Source organism: Neorhizobium tunisiense, assembly GCF_039631515.1.
GTDB lineage: Bacteria > Pseudomonadota > Alphaproteobacteria > Rhizobiales > Rhizobiaceae > Neorhizobium.
This window is the reverse complement of the sequence record NZ_JBDIUU010000003.1, coordinates 192,782-214,657: the sequence shown is the minus strand read 5'-3', so window position 1 is coordinate 214,657 and position 21,876 is coordinate 192,782. Positions and strand designations below refer to the sequence as shown.

Below are 21,876 nucleotides of genomic sequence, written 5' to 3'. Positions count from 1 at the left end.
CATTCAATTTCGACTTCGAGATGCCCGGCCTCAGCGCCGGGCATTTTCGTTTCGGGCCTTAGCCGAGCACCTTGACCACCGTCCCCTTGCGCATGAAACGGATCAGCCGTTTCATGTCGGGAAGGCTGACGGCGATGCAGCCGGCGGTCGGCTGGTAGCCGGGCTTGATGAGGTGGAAGAAGATCGCCGAGCCGCGGTTGCGGGCGCGCGAAGAAATATTCCAGTCGAGCACGAGGCAGATGTCGTAGAGCCCGTCGGCCCGCATCATCTCTTCGTGGCTTGGCCGGAACGGTGCCTTCACCGGGCGATTGTACGACGGGTGTTCCGGCTGATCACACCATAACAAGTGCTTTCGGATGCGCGTGATCGAAAGCGCCGTCGGAGGTAGGTTTACCCGCTCTCCGCGCATGTAGCCATGGAGCAATCGCATCGCCGCAATCGGCGTAGCGCCGTCCCCTTCCCGCTTGAAAGGCGTCGTGCCCGACCGCCCGAGTGCCGCCGGCACTGTGATGCCGCCGAAGGCGACGATCGCGCGGCGCCGGTCGCGCGGCGCGGTGCGGACGGTGACGACAGCTCCTCTTTTGTGATGTCCCTCGCGAAAACGTTGCATTTCTCTCACAAGGTTTTGCTTTGAATATGATTTCGTTTGAATTCATAGCACGTTGGGATTTAGATCGAGGAGCCCTAAATGCGCTTCGATTGGCTGGCAATGACAGTCAGGACGCAACGGCGAGACGAAAGGCAAGAACGCATGGCAGCGCGCACGATACTCCTGGTGGACGACGACGACGATCTGCGTGAAACGCTCGTCGAGCAGTTGTCGTTTTACGAAGAGTTCGCAATTCTCCAGGAAGCAAATGCGGCCAAGGCGTTGCAGACCGCCAAGAACGCCCAGATCGATCTGCTGATCATGGACGTCGGCCTGCCGGACATGGACGGCCGCGAGGCGGTGAAACTGCTACGCAAGAACGGCTTCAAGGCCCCGATCATCATGCTGACCGGCCACGACACCGATTCCGACACCATTCTCGGCCTCGAAGCCGGCGCCAACGATTACGTGACGAAGCCGTTCCGGTTCGCAGTGCTGCTCGCCCGCATCCGCGCCCAGCTTCGCCAGTACGAGCAGAGCGAGGACGCCACCTTCACCGTCGGCCCCTATCTCTTCAAGCCGAGCCAGAAGCTGCTGACCACCGAAGACGGCAAGAAGATCCGCCTGACGGAAAAGGAAGCAGCGATCATCCGCTACCTCTATCGCGCCGGCCAGAAGGTGGTGACCCGCGATGTCCTCCTGGAGGAAGTCTGGGGCTATAATTCCGGCGTCACAACGCATACGCTGGAAACCCATGTCTACCGTCTTCGCCAGAAGATCGAGCGCGATCCGTCGAGCGCCGAGATCCTGGTCACCGAAAACGGCGGCTACAAGATCGTTCCGTAAAGGCCCCTGATGTCGCTCACCGAAGATATCCGCCTGCTCTCGCAAGTCCCGCTGTTCCGGGACATGAACGACGACCAGCTGCGCCTCGTCGCCTTCGGTGCCGAGCGTCGGCAGGTGACGACCGGTCAGCAGCTGTTTCGGGAAAAGTCCCCGGCCGAATCGGCCTTCATCGTCGCAAGGGGCCGTTTCGAGCTGCTGATGGCCGACCGCAACGGCGAGATGAAGGTCGAAGCGACGGTCGGTCCCGGCACGCTACTGTCTGAACTGGCGCTCGTGACCATGGTGGAACGCAAGTTCACCGCCATTGCGATCGAGGACTCCGAAGCCCTGAAGATCAGCCGCTCGCTGTTCCACCGCCTGCTGGAGGAATACCCGCAGGTCGGCCGGGTGATCGAAAGCCGCATCCGCGACAACATCGCCAGCCTCGCCAAGGCGGCGGCGGCGATGCAGGACCGGTTCGCCTGAGGCTTCTTGCTGATTTAACCGAGCCCGGAGCCCCCTCACCCGGCCTCCGCTTTGCTCGGCCACTCTTCTCCCCAGCGGGGAGAAGGTGCCGGCAGGCGGATGAGGGGGCCACAGTCCCGCAGCATATCGCGACGGATAAGACCCACCGATCTTAAATCTTGAACACCGCCGTCACCGGCACGTGGTCCGAAGGCTGGTTCCAGCCGCGGGCTTCCTTGAGCACGTCGATGCGGTCGAGGAACGGCCCGAGATCGGGCGAGGACCAGATATGGTCGAGCCGGCGGCCCTTGTTGGCCGCTTCCCAGTCCTTGGCGCGGTAGCTCCACCAGGTGTAGATCTTTTCCGGCTCCGGCGTGTGCTGGCGCATCAGGTCGAGCCAGCCGCCCTTGGCGATGACTTCCTTCATGCCCTCGGTCTCGACGGGCGTGTGGCTGACGATCTTCAGGAGCTGTTTGTGCGACCAGACGTCATGCTCCAGCGGCGCGATGTTGAGGTCGCCGACGAGGATCGAGGAAATGCCAGGCATGGCATCCGCCTTCAGCGCCTTCATCTCCTCGATGAAATCGAGCTTGTGGCCGAATTTCGGGTTGATCGTCCGGTCCGGCTCGTCGCCGCCTGCCGGCACGTAGAAATTATGCAGGCGGATCCGCCGCGAGCCGCGCTCGAAGAGCGCCGAAATATGACGGGCATCGCCGACATCGCAGTAGTTCTGGCGATGGTCTTCGAGGAGCGGCACCTTCGAGGCGATGGCGACGCCGTGATAGCCCTTCTGGCCGTGGATGATGATGTGCTGGTAACCGAGGTCCTTCAGCGGCTGCAGCGGAAACTCCGGCTCCTGGCACTTGATTTCCTGCAGGCAGAGGATGTCCGGCTTGTGGCGGACGAGGAACTGCTGGACGATCGGCATGCGCAACCGCACGGAGTTGATATTCCAGGTCGTGATCGAAAATGTCATGATATCCCTCGGGCTCTGCCGCGAGCTTTAGGAAATTTTGGCGTCGCTGAGAAGCGAAAAGGGCCGCGCAATCAAGCGCAGCCCTTCATTGATTTCAGGCCCAGCAGAGATCAACCCTTGCGGACGTCCTCATAGGGGATGATGAAGACCTTATCGTCGAGATTGACGCCGTTCTGGACGTTGTAGATCATCACCGACGTATCCTTGTTCTGGGCGTCGGTAATCGTCCATTGGCGCAGGTCGTAGGTCTTGGAATCGAACATCATGGTGATGGTCGAATCGCCGAAGACGGTCTTGTTGCCGAGCACGATCGTGGTGAGGTCGGACTCCTGCTTGACGTCGCGGACCATCTGGTTGCCAAGGTCGATGCGGCTCGCGAGCAGCAGGCTGAGCGGCGTCTTGGAGAGCGGATAAATATCCCAGGTCTTGAGCTTCATATTGCCGATGACGACGTTGTTGCCGTCGGCGATGACGCGGATCGGCGACGGATCCTCGAAGTTGAAACGCAGCTTACCGGGGCGCTCGATGAAGAATTTTCCGCCGGTCTGCTCGCCGCGCGGGCCGAACTGCACGAATTCGCCCATCATGGTTTTGACCGAGGAAAAATGGTCGGCGATCTTCTGGGCCGCCGCACTGCTGGAGCTCTGGGCAAAGCCGAGATCCGGCGCAAACGCGGCCGCCGCCAGGCCCGCAAGCCCGAGCGAAAACTGCCGGCGGCCGAGCGCGCCAGCACTAGTGTTTGAAAGGATGGTCTTTTCGTTCTTCATTCTGGTCTCCTTTCGTTACTCCTCCGCACCAAAGGCGGCGGCTTGATGGCCGACCCCTGGCGATCACGAAAGCCTTACCGTTCGAGAATGTCGCCCTCGGTCGGCACCAGGATTTCGCGTTTGCCGGCATGGTTGGCCGGCCCGATCAACCCCTCCTGCTCCATCCGCTCGATCAGCGAAGCGGCACGGTTATAGCCGATGCCGAGCCGGCGCTGGACATAGGACGTCGACGCCTTGCCGTCCCGCAACACGATCGCCACCGCCTGATCATAGGGGTCGTCCGACTCCGCGAGATTGGACATGCCGGCCGGGCCGGAACCGTCGCCATCCTCGTCGTCATCGGCCGTGATCGCATCGAGATATTGGGGCTGGCCTTGAGTTTTCAAGTAGGCGACGATGTCTTCCACTTCCGTATCGGAAACGAAAGGCCCGTGGACGCGCTGGATGCGGCCGCCCCCGGCCATGTAGAGCATGTCGCCCATGCCGAGCAGCTGTTCGGCACCCTGTTCCCCGAGGATCGTGCGGCTGTCGATCTTCGAGGTGACCTGGAAGGAGATGCGGGTCGGGAAGTTGGCCTTGATCGTGCCGGTGATGACGTCGACGGACGGGCGCTGGGTTGCCATGATCACATGGATGCCGGCCGCACGCGCCATCTGCGCCAAGCGCTGGACGGCCCCTTCGATATCCTTGCCGGCGACCATCATCAGGTCGGCCATTTCGTCGATGATCACGACGATATAGGGGATCGGCTGGAGATCGAATTCCTCGGTCTCGTACATCGCCTCGCCGGTATGGCGGTCGAAGCCGGTCTGCACGGTGCGGGTCAGCACCTCGCCCTTTTCGAGCGCCTGCTCGACGCGGCTGTTGAACCCGTCGATATTGCGCACGCCGATCTTCGACATCTTCTTGTAGCGCTCTTCCATCTCGCGGACGGTCCACTTGAGCGCGACGACCGCCTTTTTCGGATCGGTGACGACGGGCGACAGGAGGTGCGGGATGCCGTCGTAGACGGAGAGTTCGAGCATTTTCGGATCGATCATGATCAGGCGGCACTTCTCCGGCGTATAGCGGTAGAGAAGCGACAGGATCATCGTGTTGATCGCAACCGATTTACCGGAGCCGGTGGTACCGGCCACGAGCAGGTGCGGCATCTTGGCAAGGTCCGCGACGACGGGCTCGCCGCCGATCGTCTTGCCGAGCGCCATGGCGAGCTTCGCCTTGCTGCCCTCGAAATCCTTGGAGCCGATCATTTCGCGCAGATAGACCGTCTCGCGGGTGCGGTTCGGCAGTTCGATGCCGATCGCGTTGCGGCCGGGCACGACGGCGACGCGGGCGGCGATCGCGCTCATCGAACGGGCAATGTCGTCCGCAAGGCCGATGACGCGCGACGACTTGATGCCCGGCGCCGGTTCGAGTTCGTAAAGCGTGACGACCGGACCGGGGCGGACATGGATGATCTCGCCCTTGACGCCGAAATCCTCGAGCACGCCCTCAAGAAGGCGAGCATTCTGCTCCAGCGCATCGGCGGACAGCGAGGCGTCGCGGGCGACGGCCTTCGGTTCGTTGAGGAGATGCACGGAGGGAAGCTGGAAGCCGTCGGGCGCGATGAAAGAGCCCTGGGCTTCGCGGGCGACACGGGCACTTGGCTTCGGAGGCGCCGCCGACGGGGCGACACGCTGCTGGACACGGACGCCGTTGACGGTCTGCGGCGCGCGCGAGGCGACGAACGGCGCATCATCATCCTCGTCGTCATCGGCCAGGATGCCGGCCGGACGGGGCGGCATGTCGTCCCGGTCGAACGTTGGATCGTAGTCGTCGTCATCGTCATGGCTGGAAATCGGTGGAGCTGCCACCACGCGACGCGGCGAGGTGACCCGCTCGGCAGGACCATCGAGCGAGGGCTCCATGCGACGGCCGGGGGCCACGGGGGCCGATCTCGCGCGAACCGGCTCGTTCAGCGTCCCGAACTCGTCCTCGTTGAAATCGTAGGGCTGGTCGAAGTCCATACGGCTGCGCGGCTTGATGCCGGCAAGGCGGCGCAATCTCGCCTGGGCGATATACCAGTAATGAGCGATAGCGCCGAACGCCAGGAAACCGGCGAACCCGCCCTCGTCGTCCTCTTCCTCGATCTCCTCGCGCTTGGAACGGGTTTTTGCTGCCGCAACCGGCTGGTCGTCGTCCTCCGCATCTTCCGCGAAGGCTTCGCCGACGAGGCCGGAGGCAAACAGCATCAGCCAGGCGCAGGGGATGATGAAGAGGCAGCCGAGCACCATCGCCACGGTACCCGTCGGATAGGCGCCGACGAACAGCGCCGGGAAGCGCAGGATCATGTCGCCGATGACACCGCCCGTGCCGTTCGGGATCGGCCAGGTGGGCGGCGCGGGAAAGCAGCCCAATGTCGCCGAGGCGAGCAGCGTGCCGCCACCCCAGGCCGCAAGGCGCGCGGGAATGCGGTCGTATTTGCGCCCGGCGATCAAAGCCAGGGCGAAGGCAAGCACCGGCAGCAGGGCGACGAGGCTTGCAAGCCCTAGGAACTGCATCATCAGGTCGGCGAAGGCCGCACCCGGAAAGCCGAGAATATTGGTCGGCGCATTGTCGGTCGCGTAAGAGAAGCTCGGGTCGGCGACGTTCCAGGTCGCCAGTGCCGCAACCGCCAGCGCCAATGCGAGGAAGACGCCGAAACCCACAAGCGCCACCGCCTGCCGCCACACAAAGGCGGTGAGCACCAGGCGGGTGGACCGGTTTGCCATAGCCGCTGAACTGCTTCTGCCCATCGTTTCTGCCCGCCGTCCTTGAACGCAACTACAAGCGCGAATCGGCAGCCTGGCAGCTGATTCACGCAATTCCAGCGGAGAATAGCGCGGTGGTGGTTAATGTCGCTTTAACCACGACAGGCCCGGCGAAGGCTGAAAACATGAATAAAAAAGCCCGGGTCGAAACCCGGGCCAATGCTGCTACGCCGAAGTTACGGCAATGTGCCGCGGCGGCGGTTGTCCGCCGCCACCCGTGATCAAGACGAGTGGTAGGCGGCTTCGCCGTGGGTCGCGAGGTCAAGACCTTCGCGTTCGGCTTCGACGGTGACGCGCAGGCCGACGATCAGGTCGACGACCTTGTAGAGGATCGCCGAACCGATGCCCGACCACAGGAGGGTCGTCAGGACGCCCTTGAGCTGAGCCCAGACCTGCGTCGCAGTGCCCGAATAGGACGCTGCGAAGTCGGCTGTCGAGTAGTCGACGATGCCTGCGCCGCCGAGTGCCGGGTTGACGAGGATACCGGTGCCGATGGCCCCGAGGATACCGCCGACGCAATGGACGCCGAAGACGTCGAGCGAGTCGTCGTAGTTGAACTTGTTCTTCACCACGTCGACGAAGAAGTAGCAGACCGGCGAAACGATGAGGCCGAGAACGATCGAGCCCATCGGGCCGGCAAAGCCGGCAGCCGGGGTGACGGCAACGAGACCGGCAACCGCACCCGAGGCGGCACCCAGCATGGAGGCCTTGCCACGGGAGAAGGTTTCGACCAGGCACCACGACACGGCGGCAGCAGCCGTTGCGACGAAGGTGTTGATCATGGCAAGCGATGCGTAGGAGTTGGCTTCGAGGTTGGAGCCGGCGTTAAAGCCGAACCAGCCGACCCAGAGGAGCGAAGCGCCGACCATGGTAAGGGTCATGGAATGCGGCGCCATGATGTCCTTCTTGTAGCCGGTGCGCTTGCCAAGCATGATCGCGCCGACAAGGCCCGCAATACCGGCGTTGATGTGCACGACGGTGCCGCCGGCGAAATCGATCGCTCCATAGGAGAAGATCAGGCCGGACGGATCCGCATAGGCGCTCGGGCCGCCCCAGAACCAGACCATGTGCGCCATCGGGAAATAGACGAACGTGACCCACAGGATGACGAACAGCATGACGGCCGAGAACTTGATGCGCTCGGCAAAGGCGCCGACGATCAGGGCCGGCGTGATGCAGGCAAAGGTCATCTGGAAGCAGACGAAGGTCAGTTCCGGGATGGCGACGCCCTTGGTGAAGGTTTCGGCCAGCGACGAGGTGGTAACGCCGGCCAGGAACATCTTGGAGAAGCCGCCGACGAAGCTGTTCAGCGAACCGCCGTTGGTGAAGGCGAGCGAATAGCCGTAGGTGACCCAGATGATCATCACGACAGCGGTGATCATGAAGACCTGCATCAGCACGGACAGCATGTTCTTGGCGCGGACGAGGCCGCCGTAGAAAAGTGCGAGACCCGGAATGGTCATCAGCAGCACGAGAATGGTCGAAACGAGCATCCAGGTGTTGTCACCCTTGTCCATCGTCATCGCCGGAGCTGCTGCTGCAGCTTCAGCCGCCGGTGCGGCAGCCGTCTGCGCAAAAGCGACGGCGGGCGCGAGAAGCGCCGCAGCGGCAGCCCCCAGACGTCCCAGAGTGGAAATCTTGTTAAATTGCATAGCTTAAAAACTCCCCTGTCAGCCGTGCTTTAAAGCGCTTCTGTGTTGGTTTCGCCGGTACGGATGCGCACGGCCTGCTCGATCGAATAGACGAAGATCTTGCCATCGCCGATCTGGCCGGTCTTGGCGGCCGAAGCGATCGCATCCACGGCCTTTTCGACGAGGTCGGAGGGGACTGCGATTTCGATCTTCAGTTTTGGCAGAAAACTTACGGCATACTCGGTACCGCGATAGATTTCGGTATGCCCCTTTTGGCGCCCGTAACCTTTGACTTCGGTCACGGTCAGGCCCTGGATACCGACAGCCGTGAGGGCTTCGCGCACCTCATCCAGCTTGAACGGCTTGATAATGGCCATCACGATTTTCATCTGGCTTTCCCATCCTTTGTTTGTCCTCGGCCAAGGCCGACTCTCCTCATCGACGTCAAGGTCATGACAGCGACTGACGAGATACATTCAAGGGGCGTGCCAGTTTCAATGCAGCCTATAAGTTATTGAAATGTAAAGGCTTGTGAAGTGGCCCTCAAAAAACGGGCATTTGGATGGCGCGAAGACGTCCAAAACTTGTGCAAAATTGGAAAATTGCACAACTATTAATCATTTGCCTTTTTCCGAATCAGTCCTTCCTGGGCGACCGAGGCGATCAGTGTGCCAGAACGGGTGTAAATGCTGCCGCGGGTCATTCCGCGGGCACCGGAGGCGCTCGGGCTGTCCTGTGTGTAGAGGAGCCAGTCGTCGAATGTGACCGGCCTGTGAAACCACATCGCGTGGTCGAGGCTCGCCGCCTGAAGCGTCGGATCGAAGATCGAGGTCCCGTGCGGATAGAGCGACGCATCGAGCAGCGTCATGTCGGAGAGATAGGCAAGTACGGCTGCCTGATAGTGGCGGTCGAAGGGCACCTCGCCGATGGTCCGGACCCAGATGTCCTGCCGCGGGTCGAGCTTGTCCCTGGTGAGATAGTGCACGAGCGAGGTCGGGCGCACTTCGATCGGCCGTTCCCGGCTCCAGTAACGACGCACGTTCTCCGGTGCCTTTTTAAGGAATAGTTCCTTGAACTCCTTTTCGCCCATCAGGTCTTCCGGCTGGGTGACAGAAGGCATGTCGATCTGGTGGTGGTAGCCGCCCTCTTCGACCTGGAACGAGGCGGACATGGCAAAGATCGCCTTGCCGTGCTGCACCGCCACCGCCCGGCGGGTGGTAAAGCTTGACCCGTCGCGGATGCGCTCCACCTGATAGAGGATCGGCACCGAAGGATCCCCGGGGCGCATGAAATAGGCATGCAGCGAATGCACGAAACGATCGGCCTCGACGGTGCGCTGGGCGGCCATGAGAGCCTGGGCGATCACCTGTCCGCCGAAAACCCGCTGCCAGCCGACATCCGGGCTGGTGCCGCGATAGATGTTCTCCTCGAGCTTTTCGAGGTCGAGCGTCGCGATGAGCTGTTCCATGGCGGAGGGGGATTCGGTCTGGCGCGACATTATGACGAACTCCGGCGATAGGAAGCGGCTGCCAGATGATCTATATCCACCACATGATATTCTCAAGGCTTACGGGAGTTTAGGCAAATGCTGGACATGCTGGTTGTAGGAGGCGGTTATGTGGGTCTCGCCGCCGCTGTCGCGGTCAAGCAGGCGGCGGCGCATCTGCAGGTCGACGTGATCGAGGCGGCTCCTGCCGGCACCTGGGAAAAGGACGAGCGGGCCTCCGCCATCATCGCCGCGGCGACCCGCATGCTGGACGTCTTCGGCATCTGGGACGAGATTGCCGTCGATGCCCAGCCGATCAACCGGATGATCGTTACCGACAGCCGGACGTCCGATCCGGTGCGACCGGTTTTCCTCACCTTCGATGGCGAAGTCGAGGAAGGCAGGCCGTTTGCCCACATGGTGCCGAATGTCGCCATGGTGAGAGCCCTGCGCGGTGCTGCCGAACGGCTCGGGATCACCATCCGCCACGGGCTTTCCGCCACCGGCTTCCAGTCCGGCAGCACCCGCTGCACGGTGTCGCTTTCCGACGGCTCGACGGTCGAGACCCGCCTTCTGGTCGCCTGCGACGGCGTGCGCTCCAAACTGCGCGACATGGCCGGCATCAAGACCGTCACCTGGGATTACGGCCAGTCGGGCATCGTCGCGACGGTTGCCCACGAGCGGCCGCATGAAGGTGTGGCGGAAGAACACTTCCTGCCGTCCGGCCCGTTTGCCATCCTGCCGCTCACCAACAACCGTTCCTCGCTGGTCTGGACCGAACGGACGGCAGAGGCCAACCGGCTGGTCGCCGCGGACGATCTGGTGTTCGAGGAAGAGTTGCAGCGCCGTTTCGGCCACAAGCTCGGCGAACTGACGGTGGTCGGCGACAAACGCGCGTTCCCGCTTGGCCTGACGCTCGCCCGCGCCTTCGTCGCCCCGCGCGTCGCCCTTGCCGGCGATGCGGCGCACGGTATCCACCCGATCTCCGGCCAGGGCCTCAATCTCGGCTTCAAGGATGTCGCAGCCCTCGCCGAGACGGTGGTCGAGGCCGACCGCCTCGGCCTCGATATCGGTGCGCTCAACGTGCTGGAGCGTTATCAGTCCTGGCGACGTTTCGACACGTTCCGCATGGGGGTCACGACCGACGTGCTGAACCGGCTGTTCTCCAACGACATCACCCCGATCCGCATCGCCCGCGATTTCGGGCTGGGCATCGTCGAACGGCTGCCGAAGCTGAAAAGCTTCTTCATCGACCAGGCGGCCGGCAAGAGCGGCGAAGACGGCCCAAAGCTGCTGGCGGGCCAAACAATCTAGCCACGGCCCAGAGCCCCTCATCCCGCTGCCGCGACCTTCTCCCCGCACGCGGGGCGAAGGTGCCGGCAGGCGGATGAGGAGGCAAACCTCAGTCCTCGATCTTGCGGGCCTCGGAGATCAGCATGATCGGGATGCCGTCACGGATCGGGTAAGCGAGCTGGGCCTTCTGGGAGATGAGCTCGTTGGTTTCCCGGTTGAAGGACAGCCGGCTCTTGGAGAGCGGGCAGACGAGCAGGTCGAGCAGTTTCGGATCGACCTTGCTGAGTTTCTCGTCCATGCACTTGGGCCTTACTGGAGGATGGTGTCGGAATCGCCGAAATCCCGCGCCAGCAGGATTTCCGTGATGGCGATCAGCGTTTCGGCGCGTGTGCGCAAGTCCGGCGCTTCGAGAAGCGCCTGTTTCTCGGCCGGTCCGAAGGGCGACATCATCGACAGGGAGTTGACCAGCGTGCGGTTGCCGGCGCGCTCGACGCTTTCCCAATCCGCCTCGAGCTTGTTGGCATCGAGATAAGCGCGGAAGACGCGCAGCAGTTCGGCGCGGTCGACCGTGCTCTCGTCGTCCTCGGTGGAGAGGTCGGTCATCATCGGCGCGATCTTGAAGGTGCGATAGGGATGGCCGTGCCCCACCTCTTCGATGAGCCGGAAACGGCAGATGCCGCTGATCGAGGTGATGTAGCGGCCATCGCCGGTTTCGGCAAATGATGTGACGCGACCGATGCAGCCGACCGTCGAGAGCGGAGCCCGCGGGCCCTCGGCGGTCTCGCCGGATTCCAGCAGCGACGGCTGCACGATACCGATCAGCCGGTTACCTGCGAGCGCTGCATCGAACATGGCGAGATAACGCGGTTCGAAGATGTTGAGCGGCAGCTGTCCGCCCGGCAGAAGCAGTGCACCGGTGAGAGGAAAGACGGGAACCGTCTCCGGCAAATCCTCCCGCTTTAGATATCTCGCATTTCCCACATGCATGGGTCCGATACCTCCCAGACGACCACTGGCTCAGGCCAAAGATTCGTCGCTTCGAATAATGTGGGGCGCCTACCGGAGAACGCAAGGCCAATCCTCAAGGATTGGCCTTGGCTTACAAAAACAGTGCCGGGCTCACGAAAACAGGATGGAGGACAGGCGGCGCCGGGCGGCGATCGTCGCCGGATCCTTCGGTCCCCAGACCTCGAAGAATGCCAGGAGCTGGCGGCGGGCGCCGTCGTCGTCGAAGGTGCGGTCCTTGCGCATGATCGTCAAAAGGTGCTCGGCGGCCTTGTCGCGCTCGCCCTCAACGTTGAGGATCTTGGCAAGCTTCAGGCGGGCGTCATGATCGTCCGGATTGGCGCCGAGCTGGCGTTCCAGAGCCACCGGATCGCCGAGCTTGCGGGCCTCCTCGATGTGTTCGAGCTTCTTGGCGACCGCCTGGATCGCCGGATCCTTGGCAAGCTCTTCCGGGAGGGAGGCGAGCATCTGGCTGGCGCGCGCCGTCTCGCCCATGGCGATCAGGCACTGCATCATGCCGGCGGCAGCCTTGGCATTTTCCGGATCGGCCTGAAGGACGGCGCCGTAAAGCTGTGCGGCTTCCTGGATTTCACCACCGGCAAGCAGGGTTTCCGCCTCGGCAAGAGCCGCTTCGATCTCGGCAGCATGGTCGGCGCCGGGAGGTCCGGCGAGCTTGTCGATGAACTGGCGAACCTGGCTTTCCGGCACCGCGCCCATGAAACCGTCAACCGGGCGGCCGTCGACGAAGGCGATGACCGCCGGGATCGACTGTATGCCGAGCTGGCCCGGAATCGACGGATGATCGTCGATATTCATCTTGACGAGCTTCACCCGGCCCTGGCCTTCGTTGACGACCTTTTCGAGCACCGGCGTCAACTGCTTGCAGGGGCCGCACCAGGGCGCCCAGAAATCGACGAGAACCGGCTGGCGGCGCGATTCTTCGAGGACGTCCTTGGTGAAACCGGCCGTGCTCGTATCCGATACGTAACCCCCCGCAGGAGCCGATGCGGCGGGTGCCGCGCCAAAACTCGCCGAAGCGGTCATCTGCCCACCGTAGGAACCGCCATAGGGGTTATTGCTGCCGCTCATGAATGTTCTCCCGGGAACGCTTTCGCATCTTTGCCATCTAGGCTGCAAAGATCGTATGTCAGTCTGTCACTTTCAAGACAAGCGGCGCGTGGCCGGTCGCTTCCAGAAAGCGGATGAGATCGCTGCTGGCGACGGACGTCGTGGCGTCGTTCGACAGTGGGTGGCCGTTGATGATGTCGTGCTTCATCAGGTCTTCGTCGAGCACGAAGGTAACATTGCGCCCGGTATCGTTGAAGGCACCAAATACCGTCACCGAGCCGGGAACGACGCCGAGATAATCCAGCAGCATTTCCGCTCGTCCGAAAGAGACGCGGCTCGAAGCGCCGATCACCTTGTGCACGGTCTTCAGATCAACGGTCGCGTTCTCCTCGACCGTCAGGACGAAATACTGATCCTTCTTGTCCTTCACGAACAGGTTCTTGGTGTGGCCACCGGGGATCTCGTCGCGCAGGCTTTCGGATTCCGCCACGGTGAAAACCGGCGGATGCGTCCTCGTCGAATGCGGAATATTCAGGCTGTCGAGGAAACGGAAAAGATCCTCGGCGGTTTTCGGCTGTGTCTCGGTCATGCGGATGGAATTGGCTCTGTTGGCGGGCGGTCGGACTATAACCATAACCACAATGTTCCGCTTGGCCAAGCGAGGCGCACACGATCTCGTGAAGCGCTTGAACTGGTATGATGGTCGACCATTTATCAGATGTGGAGAACTGGCATCCGGCTATTCGGTCGGCGGTCCGTAGCCAATTGATAAATAATAACTACTCCAGTTAACTCAAGTTTATTCCGCGCGATGTTCCGCGCCCTTGATACCGGCCCCGGCCGATAACAGCCGCTCAATCTGCAGTGCCGGCGCAGCGCCCGGCTTCTCAACTGAAAGGTCCCCCTATGGTCACCTTCACGCTCAACGGACAGGAAAGAACGTTCGACGGCGATCCCGACACCCCGCTTCTCTGGGTCATTCGCGACTTCGAAAAACTCACCGGCACCAAATACGGCTGCGGCGTCGCCCAGTGCGGCGCCTGCACGGTTCATCTCGACGGCATGCCGCGACGTTCCTGCGTGACCCCGATCGCCACGATCGAAGGCTCGGAGGTCGTCACTATCGAGGGCGTTTCCGGCACGGAAGCCGATGCGGTCAAGACCGCCTGGACCGGCCTCGACGTACCGCAATGCGGTTACTGTCAGTCCGGGCAGATCATGTCGGCAGTCGCCCTGCTGCAGATGGTACCGAAGCCGACAGATGCCGATATCGACGGCGCGATGGCCGGCAATATCTGTCGATGCGCCACCTACCATCGCATCCGTGCGGCGATCCACAATGCCGCCAGCTCGATGGAGGGTTGAGCCATGACAATCCAGGATATCAACACCACCCGCCGCGGCTTCCTCGCCGGCTCCGGCCTTGTCATCGGCGTCGCGATTGCGCCCAGAATGCTCCCCGCAGCGCCGACCGGCGTGCATGCCGGCGGCGATGCGGCGCTCGCCCCGATGAACGCCTTCGTCAAGATCGGCACTGACGACACGGTGACCGTGCTCGCCAAGCACATCGAATTCGGCCAGGGACCGTTCACCGGCCTTGCCACGCTGGTGGCGGAAGAACTCGATGCCGACTGGAGCCAGATGCGCGCCGTCCATTCGCCAACCGACAACAAGGTCTATGCCAACCTGATGTTCGGCCTGCAGGGAACCGGCGGTTCGAGCTCAATCGCCAATTCTTACGAGCAGATGCGCAAGGCCGGCGCCACCGCGCGCGCCATGCTGGTCGCAGCTGCCGCCGAAGACTGGAAGGTGCCGGCCTCCGAGATCACCGTCCAGAAAGGCCGCATCAAACACGCCGCTTCCGGCAAGGAGAGCGGTTTTGGCGCATTCGCCGAAAAGGCCGCCCGCCAGACGCCGCCTGCCGAGCCGAAACTCAAGGATCCCAAGGATTTCGTGCTGATCGGCACGGAACTGCCGAAGCTCGACACACACGGCAAGATAAACGGCACGGCGATCTTCACGCTCGACATCACGCCGGACAACCTGCTGATCGCGGTCGTCGCCCATCCGGAACATTTCGGTGCCACGGTGAAGAGCTTCGACGACGCTGAAGCCCGCAAGGTGCAGGGCGTGGTCGACGTGAAGCAGGTGCCGTCGGGCATCGCCGTTTACGCGGACAACACCTTTGCGGCGCTCAAGGGCCGCGATGCGCTGAGTATCGAATGGGACCTCTCCAAGGCCGAGACCCGCTCCTCGGAAGAGCTTTCCGCCGACTACCGGAAGCTCTTCGGCGAAAAGGGGCTGGAGGCGACCAACAACGGCAATGTCGACGACGCCTTCAAGGCGCCCGGCCTGCAGACGGTGGAAGCCGAGATCGTCTTCCCCTTCCTGGCGCATGCGCCGATGGAGCCGCTCGACGCCGTCTTCATCAAGGCAGATGACGGATCGGTCGATATCTACAACGGCGCGCAGTTCCCGGGCATGGACCAGTCGGTCGCCGCCAAGATCCTCGGGCTCGACGAAGCGAAGGTACGGGTGAACACCCAGCTCGCTGGCGGCAGCTTCGGCCGCAAGGCGCAGTTCGGCTCGCCCTACATACAGGAAGCGGCAGCCGTCTACGCCGCGACCGACCGGACCCGTCCCCTCAAACATATGTGGACCCGCGAGGACGACATTCGCGGCGGTTACTATCGCCCGATGTATGCCCACAAGATGCGCGGCGCCATCAATGCGCAGGGGCAGATCACCGCATGGGAACAGGTGATCGTCGGCCAGTCGATCATGGGCAAGGCGGACCTCGACGAGACCTCCGTCGAAGGCGCCTCGAACCTGCCCTACACGATCCCGAACCTGAAGGTCAGCGCCCATAACGTCCAGCTCTCAATCCCGCCGCTCTGGTGGCGGTCCGTCGGCCATACCCATACCGGCTTTGCTGTCGAGACCTTCGTCGACGAGCTGTTCCAGAAGATCGGCAAGGATCCGGTCGAGGGACGCCTTGCGCTGCTTGACAAAAAGCCGCGGCACGCGGGCGTGCTGAAGAAGGCCGCGGAAATGGCGAACTGGGGCGGGCCGGTACCGGAAGGCCGCGCCCGCGGCGTTGCGGTGGTCGAAAGCTTCGGCACCTTCGTCGGCCAGATCGTCGAGGTCTCGGTCGGGCCGGAAGGCGCTCCGCGCGTCCATAAGGTCTGGTGTGCGGTCGATTGCGGCGTCGCCGTCAATCCGAACGTCATCGAAGCGCAGATGGAAGGCGGCATCGGCTACGGCCTTGGCGCGGTCCTCTTCGACGCGGTGACGTTGGCCAAGGGCGGCAAGATCGTGCAGTCGAACTTCCACGACTACCGGTCGATCCGCATCAACGAGATGCCGGACGTGGCGGTGGAGATCATCAAGTCGAGCGAAAAGCCGAGCGGCGTCGGCGAACCCGGCGTGCCGCCTGTCGGCCCGGCGGTTGCCAATGCCTGGCGGCGCCTGACCGGAGCGCCGGTCCGGCAGCTGCCCATCGTCAACATCGTTTCGGCCTGAGGATCAGAACCCGATGAATTGGAAAATCGCTATCACCGGCGTTGCCGCCCTCTGTCTATTCGTAGGCGCCGGCACGCTGCTGTCGCCGGCCTCCGTCGCCCAGGATGCCCAGGCAAACACCAAGACACTGAAGCCCGCCGCCTCCTTCCAGTCGATCGCCAACGAGCGGGAACGCTCCGTCGCGCTCTTCCAGGAGGCCGGCAAGGTCATCCAGCACCCGCGCTGCGTCAACTGTCACCCGGCGACGGACCGGCCGCTGCAGGGCGCCAACATGCGCCCGCACCAGCCGCCGGTCGTCCGCGGCGACGGCGGCATGGGTCTGCCCGGCATGCAGTGCACCACCTGCCACAGCGCGGAAAACACGCCCGTTGTCGGCCAGGCCGATACGGTCAAGAGCATTCCCGGCAATCCCGCCTGGCATCTCGCGCCGGTCGAAATGGCCTGGGTCGGCAAATCGCTCGGCCAGATCTGCCAGCAGATCAAGGACCCGGCCCGCAACGGCGGCAAGAGCATGGATGAGATCGTCGAGCACATGGCGCATGACGAACTGGTCGGCTGGGGCTGGAACCCGGGTGCCGGACGTGAACCGGTGCCGGGCACGCAGGCCGAATTCGGCGAACTGATCAGCGCCTGGGTGAAGTCCGGAGCCGCCTGCCCCGCTTCCTGACAACGAAGCAGCCGCCGGTTCCGGTCGGAACCGGCGGTTTACAAGGCGTTTGGCGGGCTCCCAATTTTTCTTCGCGCCAATCGTCATTTCCCTGTTGCATTTGAAAAAGGACTGGGCCATATAGCGCCCGTCGCCGGCAACGAGCCACGACGCCCCGGTCAAGCTTTACTACCACGGACCGGTGGATTGATGAGCGGGTGTAGCTCAGTGGTAGAGCACAACCTTGCCAAGGTTGGGGTCGAGGGTTCGAATCCCTTCGCCCGCTCCAAATCTCCCTTGTCCGTTCTGGGCTCTTCAAGATTTTACGAACATGACCGGGCCAGGACGCACGCGGCGTCGATGCTGATGTGAGGCGTGCCTCCGTTCCACTGCCTTTCCCCATGAATTTAACGACTTCCGCATATTCACCAAATGAGCGAGATGCCATATTGGTTACAACCTGTCAGGCGACATTGCGCTGTGATTCGGGTTGAACTGGAGATAAGCCGTCATGGAATCTCGCCCACACCACCAGAAGCTGAGTCAGAAAACCGCTGTTGAAACCATGCAAAGGCTCGAGGGCATCGTCGCCTCGGCGATGGACGGGATCATCACCATTGATGACGAGCAACGGGTGATCCTGTTCAATCCGGCCGCCGAGCGCATGTTCGGCCTATCGGCCAACGAGGCGCTTGGCCAGCACATCTCCCGTTTCATGCCGGAACGCTATCGTCCCACCCACGCGGCGCATATTCATCGTTTCACCAAAACCGGCGTGACCACCCGTCAGATGGGATCGCTCGGTGCAATCAGCGGCTTACGCGCCGACGGCAAGGAGTTTCCGATCGAGGCGTCGATCTCGCAGGTCGAAATCGGCGGCGAACGCCTGGCCACCGTCATCCTGCGCGACATCACCGAGCGCAAGGCCGCCGAGGATGCTCTGCTGGAAAGCCGCATGCGCATGGAGGGGATCGTCGAATCGGCGATGGACGCGCTGATCACCGTCGACGAAGGTCAGCGGATCGTGCTGTTCAACCCGGCCGCCGAGCGCATGTTCGGCGTCGCGGGCCAAGATGCGATCGGCTCGCCGATCGAGCGGTTCATTCCCGAGCGGTTCCGGCATGGGCACGCCGAGCATATCCGCCTCTTCAAGGAGACCGGCGTTACCAACCGCCGGATGGGCGCCTTGGGGGCGATCAGCGGCCTGCGGGCCAATGGCGAGGAATTCCCTGTAGAGGCGTCGATCTCGCAGGTACAGATCGGCGATGGAAAGCTCGCAACTGTCATTCTGCGCGACATTACCGAACGCAAGGCCAACGAGGATTCCCGCCAGTTGCTGGCCCGCGAGGTCGACCACCGGGCCAAGAACGCCCTGGCGGTGGTGCAAGCCCTGGTCTCCCTGACCCGTGCCGAAACCAAGGAGGCTTTCATCGTCGCAGTTCGGGGTCGCGTTTCGGCGCTGAGCCGCGCCCATTCGCTGCTCGCCCAGAACCGGTGGCAGGGCGGAGACCTCACCGCGGTCCTCACCGAGGAAACCCGGGCCTATCAGAGCGTCAATCAGCTCATGATCGGCGGCCCCGCCGTCACCCTCACGCCCAATACCGTGCAGCCGGTCAGCCTCCTCATCCATGAGCTTGCCACCAACGCGGTCAAATACGGGGCATTGTCGGTCGCAGAAGGAAGGGTCGATGTCTCCTGGCGTATCCTGCCGTCCCTGGAACTGGAACTCCGCTGGACCGAAGCCGGCGGGCCGGCGGTGCAGAAGCCGGAATCCAAAGGTTTCGGCTCAACCCTGGTGGCCGAGGTCGTCACCCGTCAATTGGCGGGCAAACTCGACATCAGCTGGCCTGCAACCGGCATGTGCCTTGTCGCGGTGCTACCCCGATCCGTCTACCGTCCCGATATCTTGGGCGGCTCGGTCTCCGGCCAAGAGGTCGCAGCCAGGTCGTCGGAGGCCGGCTCGGCGGGACGGATTCTTGTCGTCGAGGATGAGACCCTTATCGCCATGGAGCTCTGCAGCGAACTTGAATCGCGCGGCTGGGAAGTTGTCGGACCGGCGGCGACCACCGATGAAGCCATGCGCTTGGTCGACGGCTCGCAACTTCCCGACTTCGCCGTCCTCGATGTCAATCTCGGGGGAAAGCCCGTCTACCCATTTGCGGAATGGCTCCAGACCCATGGTGTGCCCTTCCTGTTCTGCACTGGATATGAGCAGCTCGATGATCACCACAGTTTCAGAAACCGGACGATCATCCGGAAACCTGTAAACATGACGTTGCTGGACGGTGAACTGCGCCGCATGATCCAGCCGACATAGCCTTAAAACGGCAAAAGCCGCCGGCTTCCGGCCGGCGGCGTCGTCAATTCGAAAAAGCCCGATCAGGCTGCCCGCGAGCGATAGCCACCGGAAGCGTAGCTCCGAGAGTGCGCGCCCGCCTCGCCGACTGGCGCTGGTGTTCGAGAGTTATTTGGCCAGGCCCTTGACGAGCCCGGCCCCAGAAGGCCCGGCGCGATTATTGCTTCGAGAAGACATAATCCGTTTCCTGCAGCAACACCTCGCCCGGGCGCAGCACGGCATTCGGAAAACCGGCATGGTTGATGGCATCCGGCCAGACCTGTGTTTCCAGGCAGAACCCGGCGAACGGACCATAGTGGCGGCCATCGAGGCCCGGCGCTGGGATCTGCGGCAGCTTGAAGGCGGCATAAAGCTGCACGCCCGGTTCGGTGGTACGAACCTCCATCGACACGCCGGAATGGATGCTGCGCGCCAGAGCCACGGAACGCTTGGCTGTCCGCTCCGGCGACAGGCAGAAATTGTGATCGAACAGGACCTGGACGTCGCCGTCGAACCGCTTCATCGGCCCCATCTCGCGCAAATCGAAAGGTGTGCCCGCAACCGCCATCAATTCGCCCGTCGGCACCTGCTTGTCGTCGAAGACGAGTACATGGTCTGCGGCGATCATGATGTCATGGTCGAGCGCATCCTCGCGGCCGTCGAGATTGAAATAGGTATGCTGACAGATATTGGCGAGCGTCGGCTGATCCGTGGTGGATTGGTAGACGACGGAGAGAACGCCGTCACTTTTGAGTTGGTAAGTCGCCGTGACCGTGCAGTTTCCCGGATAGCCGGCACGACCGTCGGGATCGGTGATCCGCAGTACCACCCTGTCGGCAGCATGTTCGACGATCGTCCAGTTGCTGCGGCCGATGCCGTCCGAGCCGCCATGGAGATGGGTGACGCCCCGCTCGTTCAGTTCCAGCTGATATTGCTTCCCATCCAGCACGAAGCGGCCGCCACCGATACGATTGGACGAACGGCCGGGCGTCGCGCCGAAATAGGGGGAGTGGTTCAGGTAGTCCTCAAACCGTTCCAAGCCGAGCACGAGCGGGGGCTCGTGGCCTTCGAGCCTGAGGTCCTGGATGACAGCGCCCCAGGTGATGACACTCGCCGTCAGCCCGCCCCCGGAGATCTGGACGCGATAGACGGTTTCACCCTTTTCCGTGGTGCCGAAAACTTCGAAATTCTGATCCGCCATGGGACTGTTCCTCCGCCAATATGCTTTGCGGCAAACTGCGCGATTTGACGGCAGGCCGCAACGCCGGAGACCGATAAAGTTCCGGGAAAAGCAAAGTCAGCGAGTGAGCATCCGAGTTGCCTGTTCCAGCCCGCCGAGCGTCAGCGGAAACATCCGTTCGGTCATCAGCCGCCGCATCACCCCGATCGAGGTCGTATGGCTCCAATGATCGTCCGGCACCGGATTGAGCCAGACGCAGCGATGGAAGTGATCGGTGACGCGCCTGATCCAGGCCTCGCCCGGTTCCTGGTTCCAGTGCTCCACCGAACCGCCCGTATGGGTGATCTCATAGGGGCTCATCGAGGCATCGCCGACGAAGATCACCTTATAGTCGGCGCCGTAGCTGCGGATCAGGTCGAGCGTCGGCATCCTGTCCGAGCGGCGGCGGTTCTCCTTCCACACGCCTTCATAGAGGCAATTGTGGAAGTAGAAATGTTCCATATGCCTGAACTCGGCCCGCGCCGCCGAAAACAATTCTTCGACGACACGGATATGATCGTCCATCGAGCCGCCGACATCGAAGAGCATCAGGAGCTTGACCGCATTGCGCCGTTCCGGCCGGGTCTGCACGTCGAGATAACCGTGTTCGGCAGTGGATCGGATCGTGCCGGTAAGATCGAACTCCTCGGCCGCCCCTTCCCGCACCCAGCGGCGCAGACGCTTCAGCGCCAGCTTGATGTTGCGGGTACCGAGCTCGACCTTATCGTCGAAATCGGCGAATTCGCGTCTATCCCAGACCTTCACCGCCCGGCGATGGCGGGACTGGTCCTGGCCGATCCGCACCCCTTCCGGATTGTAACCATAAGCCCCGAAGGGCGACGTGCCGCCGGTTCCGATCCATTTCGAGCCGCCCTGATGCCGACCCTTCTGTTCCTCCAGCCGCTTTCGCAGCGTCTCCATCAGTTTTTCGAAACCACCGAGCGACTCGACGAGTTTTTTCTCCTCGTCGGTCAGATGCTTCTCGACGAGCTTGCGCAGCCATTCCTCCGGGATGTTGGCGATATCCAGGCCCGGCTCGCCGGAGACCATCTCCAGTCCGCGGAAATAGGAGGAAAAGACCCGGTCGAACCTGTCGATATGCCGCTCGTCCTTCACCAGCGCGGTGCGGGCGAGGAAATAGAAGGCTTCGACATCGAAATCCGCGATCCCCTCTTCCATGCCTCCAAGAAGGTCCAGGAATTCCCGCAGCGTCACCGGGATTTTGGCTTCTTTCAGGTGAAGGAAGAAAGGGATGAACAT

Annotated in this window: 20 protein-coding genes and 1 tRNA gene; 8 read left to right on the top strand and 13 right to left on the bottom strand. The window is 62.6% G+C overall.

The features are described 5' to 3' along the window. Positions 1-58: 58 nt before the first annotated feature. Positions 59-610: a L,D-transpeptidase family protein gene (locus ABCW43_RS15115; protein WP_345925826.1), complete on the bottom strand. Its 552-nt coding sequence runs from the start codon at positions 608-610 to the stop codon at positions 59-61. Positions 611-751: 141 nt separating this feature from the next. On the opposite strand from ABCW43_RS15115, the gene ABCW43_RS15110 reads away from it, so the two are divergent. Then, positions 752-1,435 (top strand): response regulator transcription factor, encoded by a 684-nt coding sequence (locus ABCW43_RS15110; RefSeq protein ID WP_007754919.1) that lies wholly within the window; start codon positions 752-754, stop codon positions 1,433-1,435. A 9-nt stretch (positions 1,436-1,444) separates the two neighbouring features. Then, complete coding sequence (locus ABCW43_RS15105) at positions 1,445-1,900, top strand: cyclic nucleotide-binding domain-containing protein (RefSeq protein WP_345925823.1); 456 nt, start codon at positions 1,445-1,447, stop codon at positions 1,898-1,900. A gap of 151 nt (positions 1,901-2,051) precedes the next feature. Here ABCW43_RS15105 and ABCW43_RS15100 read toward each other — a convergent pair whose 3' ends face one another. From ABCW43_RS15100 to tesB, 6 genes are all read right to left on the bottom strand, one after another. Continuing rightward, positions 2,052-2,855, bottom strand: a complete 804-nt coding sequence (locus tag ABCW43_RS15100) for an exodeoxyribonuclease III (RefSeq protein WP_345925821.1) — start codon at positions 2,853-2,855, stop codon at positions 2,052-2,054. Between the two features lie 110 nt (positions 2,856-2,965). After that, positions 2,966-3,622 (bottom strand): outer membrane lipoprotein carrier protein LolA, encoded by a 657-nt coding sequence (locus ABCW43_RS15095; protein ID WP_046640170.1) that lies wholly within the window; start codon positions 3,620-3,622, stop codon positions 2,966-2,968. Between the two features lie 74 nt (positions 3,623-3,696). Continuing rightward, on the bottom strand, positions 3,697-6,396 hold the full coding sequence (locus ABCW43_RS15090) for an FtsK/SpoIIIE family DNA translocase (RefSeq protein WP_345925818.1): 2,700 nt from the start codon (positions 6,394-6,396) through the stop codon (positions 3,697-3,699). Positions 6,397-6,632: 236 nt separating this feature from the next. Beyond that, positions 6,633-8,063 (bottom strand): ammonium transporter, encoded by a 1,431-nt coding sequence (locus ABCW43_RS15085; protein ID WP_345925816.1) that lies wholly within the window; start codon positions 8,061-8,063, stop codon positions 6,633-6,635. 29 nt (positions 8,064-8,092) lie between these two features. Further along, positions 8,093-8,431 carry a P-II family nitrogen regulator gene (locus tag ABCW43_RS15080; protein ID WP_007773854.1) on the bottom strand — a complete coding sequence of 113 codons (339 nt, stop codon included), beginning with the start codon at positions 8,429-8,431 and terminating at the stop codon, positions 8,093-8,095. 224 nt (positions 8,432-8,655) lie between these two features. Continuing rightward, positions 8,656-9,540 carry an acyl-CoA thioesterase II gene (gene tesB, locus ABCW43_RS15075; protein ID WP_345925810.1) on the bottom strand — a complete coding sequence of 295 codons (885 nt, stop codon included), beginning with the start codon at positions 9,538-9,540 and terminating at the stop codon, positions 8,656-8,658. 87 nt (positions 9,541-9,627) lie between these two features. On the opposite strand from tesB, the gene ABCW43_RS15070 reads away from it, so the two are divergent. Further along, on the top strand, positions 9,628-10,842 hold the full coding sequence (locus ABCW43_RS15070; protein WP_345925808.1) for a ubiquinone biosynthesis hydroxylase: 1,215 nt from the start codon (positions 9,628-9,630) through the stop codon (positions 10,840-10,842). An 88-nt stretch (positions 10,843-10,930) separates the two neighbouring features. Here the strand turns inward: ABCW43_RS15070 and ABCW43_RS15065 are convergent, their stop codons facing one another. From ABCW43_RS15065 to ABCW43_RS15050, 4 genes are all read right to left on the bottom strand, one after another. Then, positions 10,931-11,119: a Trm112 family protein gene (locus ABCW43_RS15065; protein WP_038546737.1), complete on the bottom strand. Its 189-nt coding sequence runs from the start codon at positions 11,117-11,119 to the stop codon at positions 10,931-10,933. 11 nt (positions 11,120-11,130) lie between these two features. Beyond that, entirely contained in the window at positions 11,131-11,808 is a 678-nt protein-coding gene (locus ABCW43_RS15060) for an LON peptidase substrate-binding domain-containing protein (protein WP_345925805.1), read from the bottom strand. Between the two features lie 132 nt (positions 11,809-11,940). Then, positions 11,941-12,915 carry a thioredoxin gene (gene trxA / locus ABCW43_RS15055; RefSeq protein WP_345925803.1) on the bottom strand — a complete coding sequence of 325 codons (975 nt, stop codon included), beginning with the start codon at positions 12,913-12,915 and terminating at the stop codon, positions 11,941-11,943. Between the two features lie 58 nt (positions 12,916-12,973). Further along, the gene (locus tag ABCW43_RS15050) at positions 12,974-13,483 is read right to left on the bottom strand and encodes a prolyl-tRNA synthetase associated domain-containing protein (RefSeq protein WP_345925801.1); all 510 of its coding nucleotides are present in this window, start codon (positions 13,481-13,483) and stop codon (positions 12,974-12,976) included. A gap of 317 nt (positions 13,484-13,800) precedes the next feature. On the opposite strand from ABCW43_RS15050, the gene ABCW43_RS15045 reads away from it, so the two are divergent. From ABCW43_RS15045 to ABCW43_RS15025, 5 genes are all read left to right on the top strand, one after another. Further along, complete coding sequence (locus ABCW43_RS15045) at positions 13,801-14,259, top strand: (2Fe-2S)-binding protein (RefSeq protein WP_345925799.1); 459 nt, start codon at positions 13,801-13,803, stop codon at positions 14,257-14,259. A gap of 3 nt (positions 14,260-14,262) precedes the next feature. Beyond that, positions 14,263-16,416: a xanthine dehydrogenase family protein molybdopterin-binding subunit gene (locus ABCW43_RS15040; protein WP_345925797.1), complete on the top strand. Its 2,154-nt coding sequence runs from the start codon at positions 14,263-14,265 to the stop codon at positions 16,414-16,416. Between the two features lie 13 nt (positions 16,417-16,429). Then, complete coding sequence (locus ABCW43_RS15035; protein ID WP_345925795.1) at positions 16,430-17,083, top strand: Isoquinoline 1-oxidoreductase subunit; 654 nt, start codon at positions 16,430-16,432, stop codon at positions 17,081-17,083. Between the two features lie 193 nt (positions 17,084-17,276). Beyond that, positions 17,277-17,351 (top strand) — tRNA-Gly (locus ABCW43_RS15030). Positions 17,352-17,573: 222 nt separating this feature from the next. Continuing rightward, entirely contained in the window at positions 17,574-19,379 is a 1,806-nt protein-coding gene (locus ABCW43_RS15025; protein ID WP_345925793.1) for a PAS domain S-box protein, read from the top strand. Between the two features lie 196 nt (positions 19,380-19,575). On the opposite strand, the gene ABCW43_RS15020 is transcribed toward ABCW43_RS15025, so the two are convergent. Together ABCW43_RS15020 and ABCW43_RS15015 are read right to left on the bottom strand one after the other, a co-directional pair. After that, the gene (locus ABCW43_RS15020; RefSeq protein ID WP_345925792.1) at positions 19,576-20,598 is read right to left on the bottom strand and encodes an aldose epimerase family protein; all 1,023 of its coding nucleotides are present in this window, start codon (positions 20,596-20,598) and stop codon (positions 19,576-19,578) included. A 96-nt stretch (positions 20,599-20,694) separates the two neighbouring features. After that, on the bottom strand, positions 20,695-21,876 hold the full coding sequence (locus ABCW43_RS15015; protein WP_345925789.1) for a vWA domain-containing protein: 1,182 nt from the start codon (positions 21,874-21,876) through the stop codon (positions 20,695-20,697).

Coding starts and splice junctions, on each gene's coding strand:
- ABCW43_RS15040 (WP_345925797.1), top strand. CDS start 14,263: ATGACAATCCAGGATATCAACACCACCCGCCGCGGCTTCCTCGCCGGC.
- tesB (WP_345925810.1), bottom strand. CDS start 9,540: ATGTCGCGCCAGACCGAATCCCCCTCCGCCATGGAACAGCTCATCGCG.
- ABCW43_RS15045 (WP_345925799.1), top strand. CDS start 13,801: ATGGTCACCTTCACGCTCAACGGACAGGAAAGAACGTTCGACGGCGAT.
- ABCW43_RS15065 (WP_038546737.1), bottom strand. CDS start 11,119: ATGGACGAGAAACTCAGCAAGGTCGATCCGAAACTGCTCGACCTGCTC.
- ABCW43_RS15095 (WP_046640170.1), bottom strand. CDS start 3,622: ATGAAGAACGAAAAGACCATCCTTTCAAACACTAGTGCTGGCGCGCTC.
- ABCW43_RS15105 (WP_345925823.1), top strand. CDS start 1,445: ATGTCGCTCACCGAAGATATCCGCCTGCTCTCGCAAGTCCCGCTGTTC.
- ABCW43_RS15070 (WP_345925808.1), top strand. CDS start 9,628: ATGCTGGACATGCTGGTTGTAGGAGGCGGTTATGTGGGTCTCGCCGCC.
- trxA (WP_345925803.1), bottom strand. CDS start 12,915: ATGAGCGGCAGCAATAACCCCTATGGCGGTTCCTACGGTGGGCAGATG.
- ABCW43_RS15115 (WP_345925826.1), bottom strand. CDS start 610: ATGCAACGTTTTCGCGAGGGACATCACAAAAGAGGAGCTGTCGTCACC.
- ABCW43_RS15080 (WP_007773854.1), bottom strand. CDS start 8,431: ATGAAAATCGTGATGGCCATTATCAAGCCGTTCAAGCTGGATGAGGTG.
- ABCW43_RS15025 (WP_345925793.1), top strand. CDS start 17,574: ATGGAATCTCGCCCACACCACCAGAAGCTGAGTCAGAAAACCGCTGTT.
- ABCW43_RS15090 (WP_345925818.1), bottom strand. CDS start 6,396: ATGGGCAGAAGCAGTTCAGCGGCTATGGCAAACCGGTCCACCCGCCTG.
- ABCW43_RS15015 (WP_345925789.1), bottom strand. CDS start 21,876: ATGTTCATCCCTTTCTTCCTTCACCTGAAAGAAGCCAAAATCCCGGTG.
- ABCW43_RS15060 (WP_345925805.1), bottom strand. CDS start 11,808: ATGCATGTGGGAAATGCGAGATATCTAAAGCGGGAGGATTTGCCGGAG.
- ABCW43_RS15050 (WP_345925801.1), bottom strand. CDS start 13,483: ATGACCGAGACACAGCCGAAAACCGCCGAGGATCTTTTCCGTTTCCTC.
- ABCW43_RS15035 (WP_345925795.1), top strand. CDS start 16,430: ATGAATTGGAAAATCGCTATCACCGGCGTTGCCGCCCTCTGTCTATTC.
- ABCW43_RS15020 (WP_345925792.1), bottom strand. CDS start 20,598: ATGGCGGATCAGAATTTCGAAGTTTTCGGCACCACGGAAAAGGGTGAA.
- ABCW43_RS15085 (WP_345925816.1), bottom strand. CDS start 8,063: ATGCAATTTAACAAGATTTCCACTCTGGGACGTCTGGGGGCTGCCGCT.
- ABCW43_RS15110 (WP_007754919.1), top strand. CDS start 752: ATGGCAGCGCGCACGATACTCCTGGTGGACGACGACGACGATCTGCGT.
- ABCW43_RS15100 (WP_345925821.1), bottom strand. CDS start 2,855: ATGACATTTTCGATCACGACCTGGAATATCAACTCCGTGCGGTTGCGC.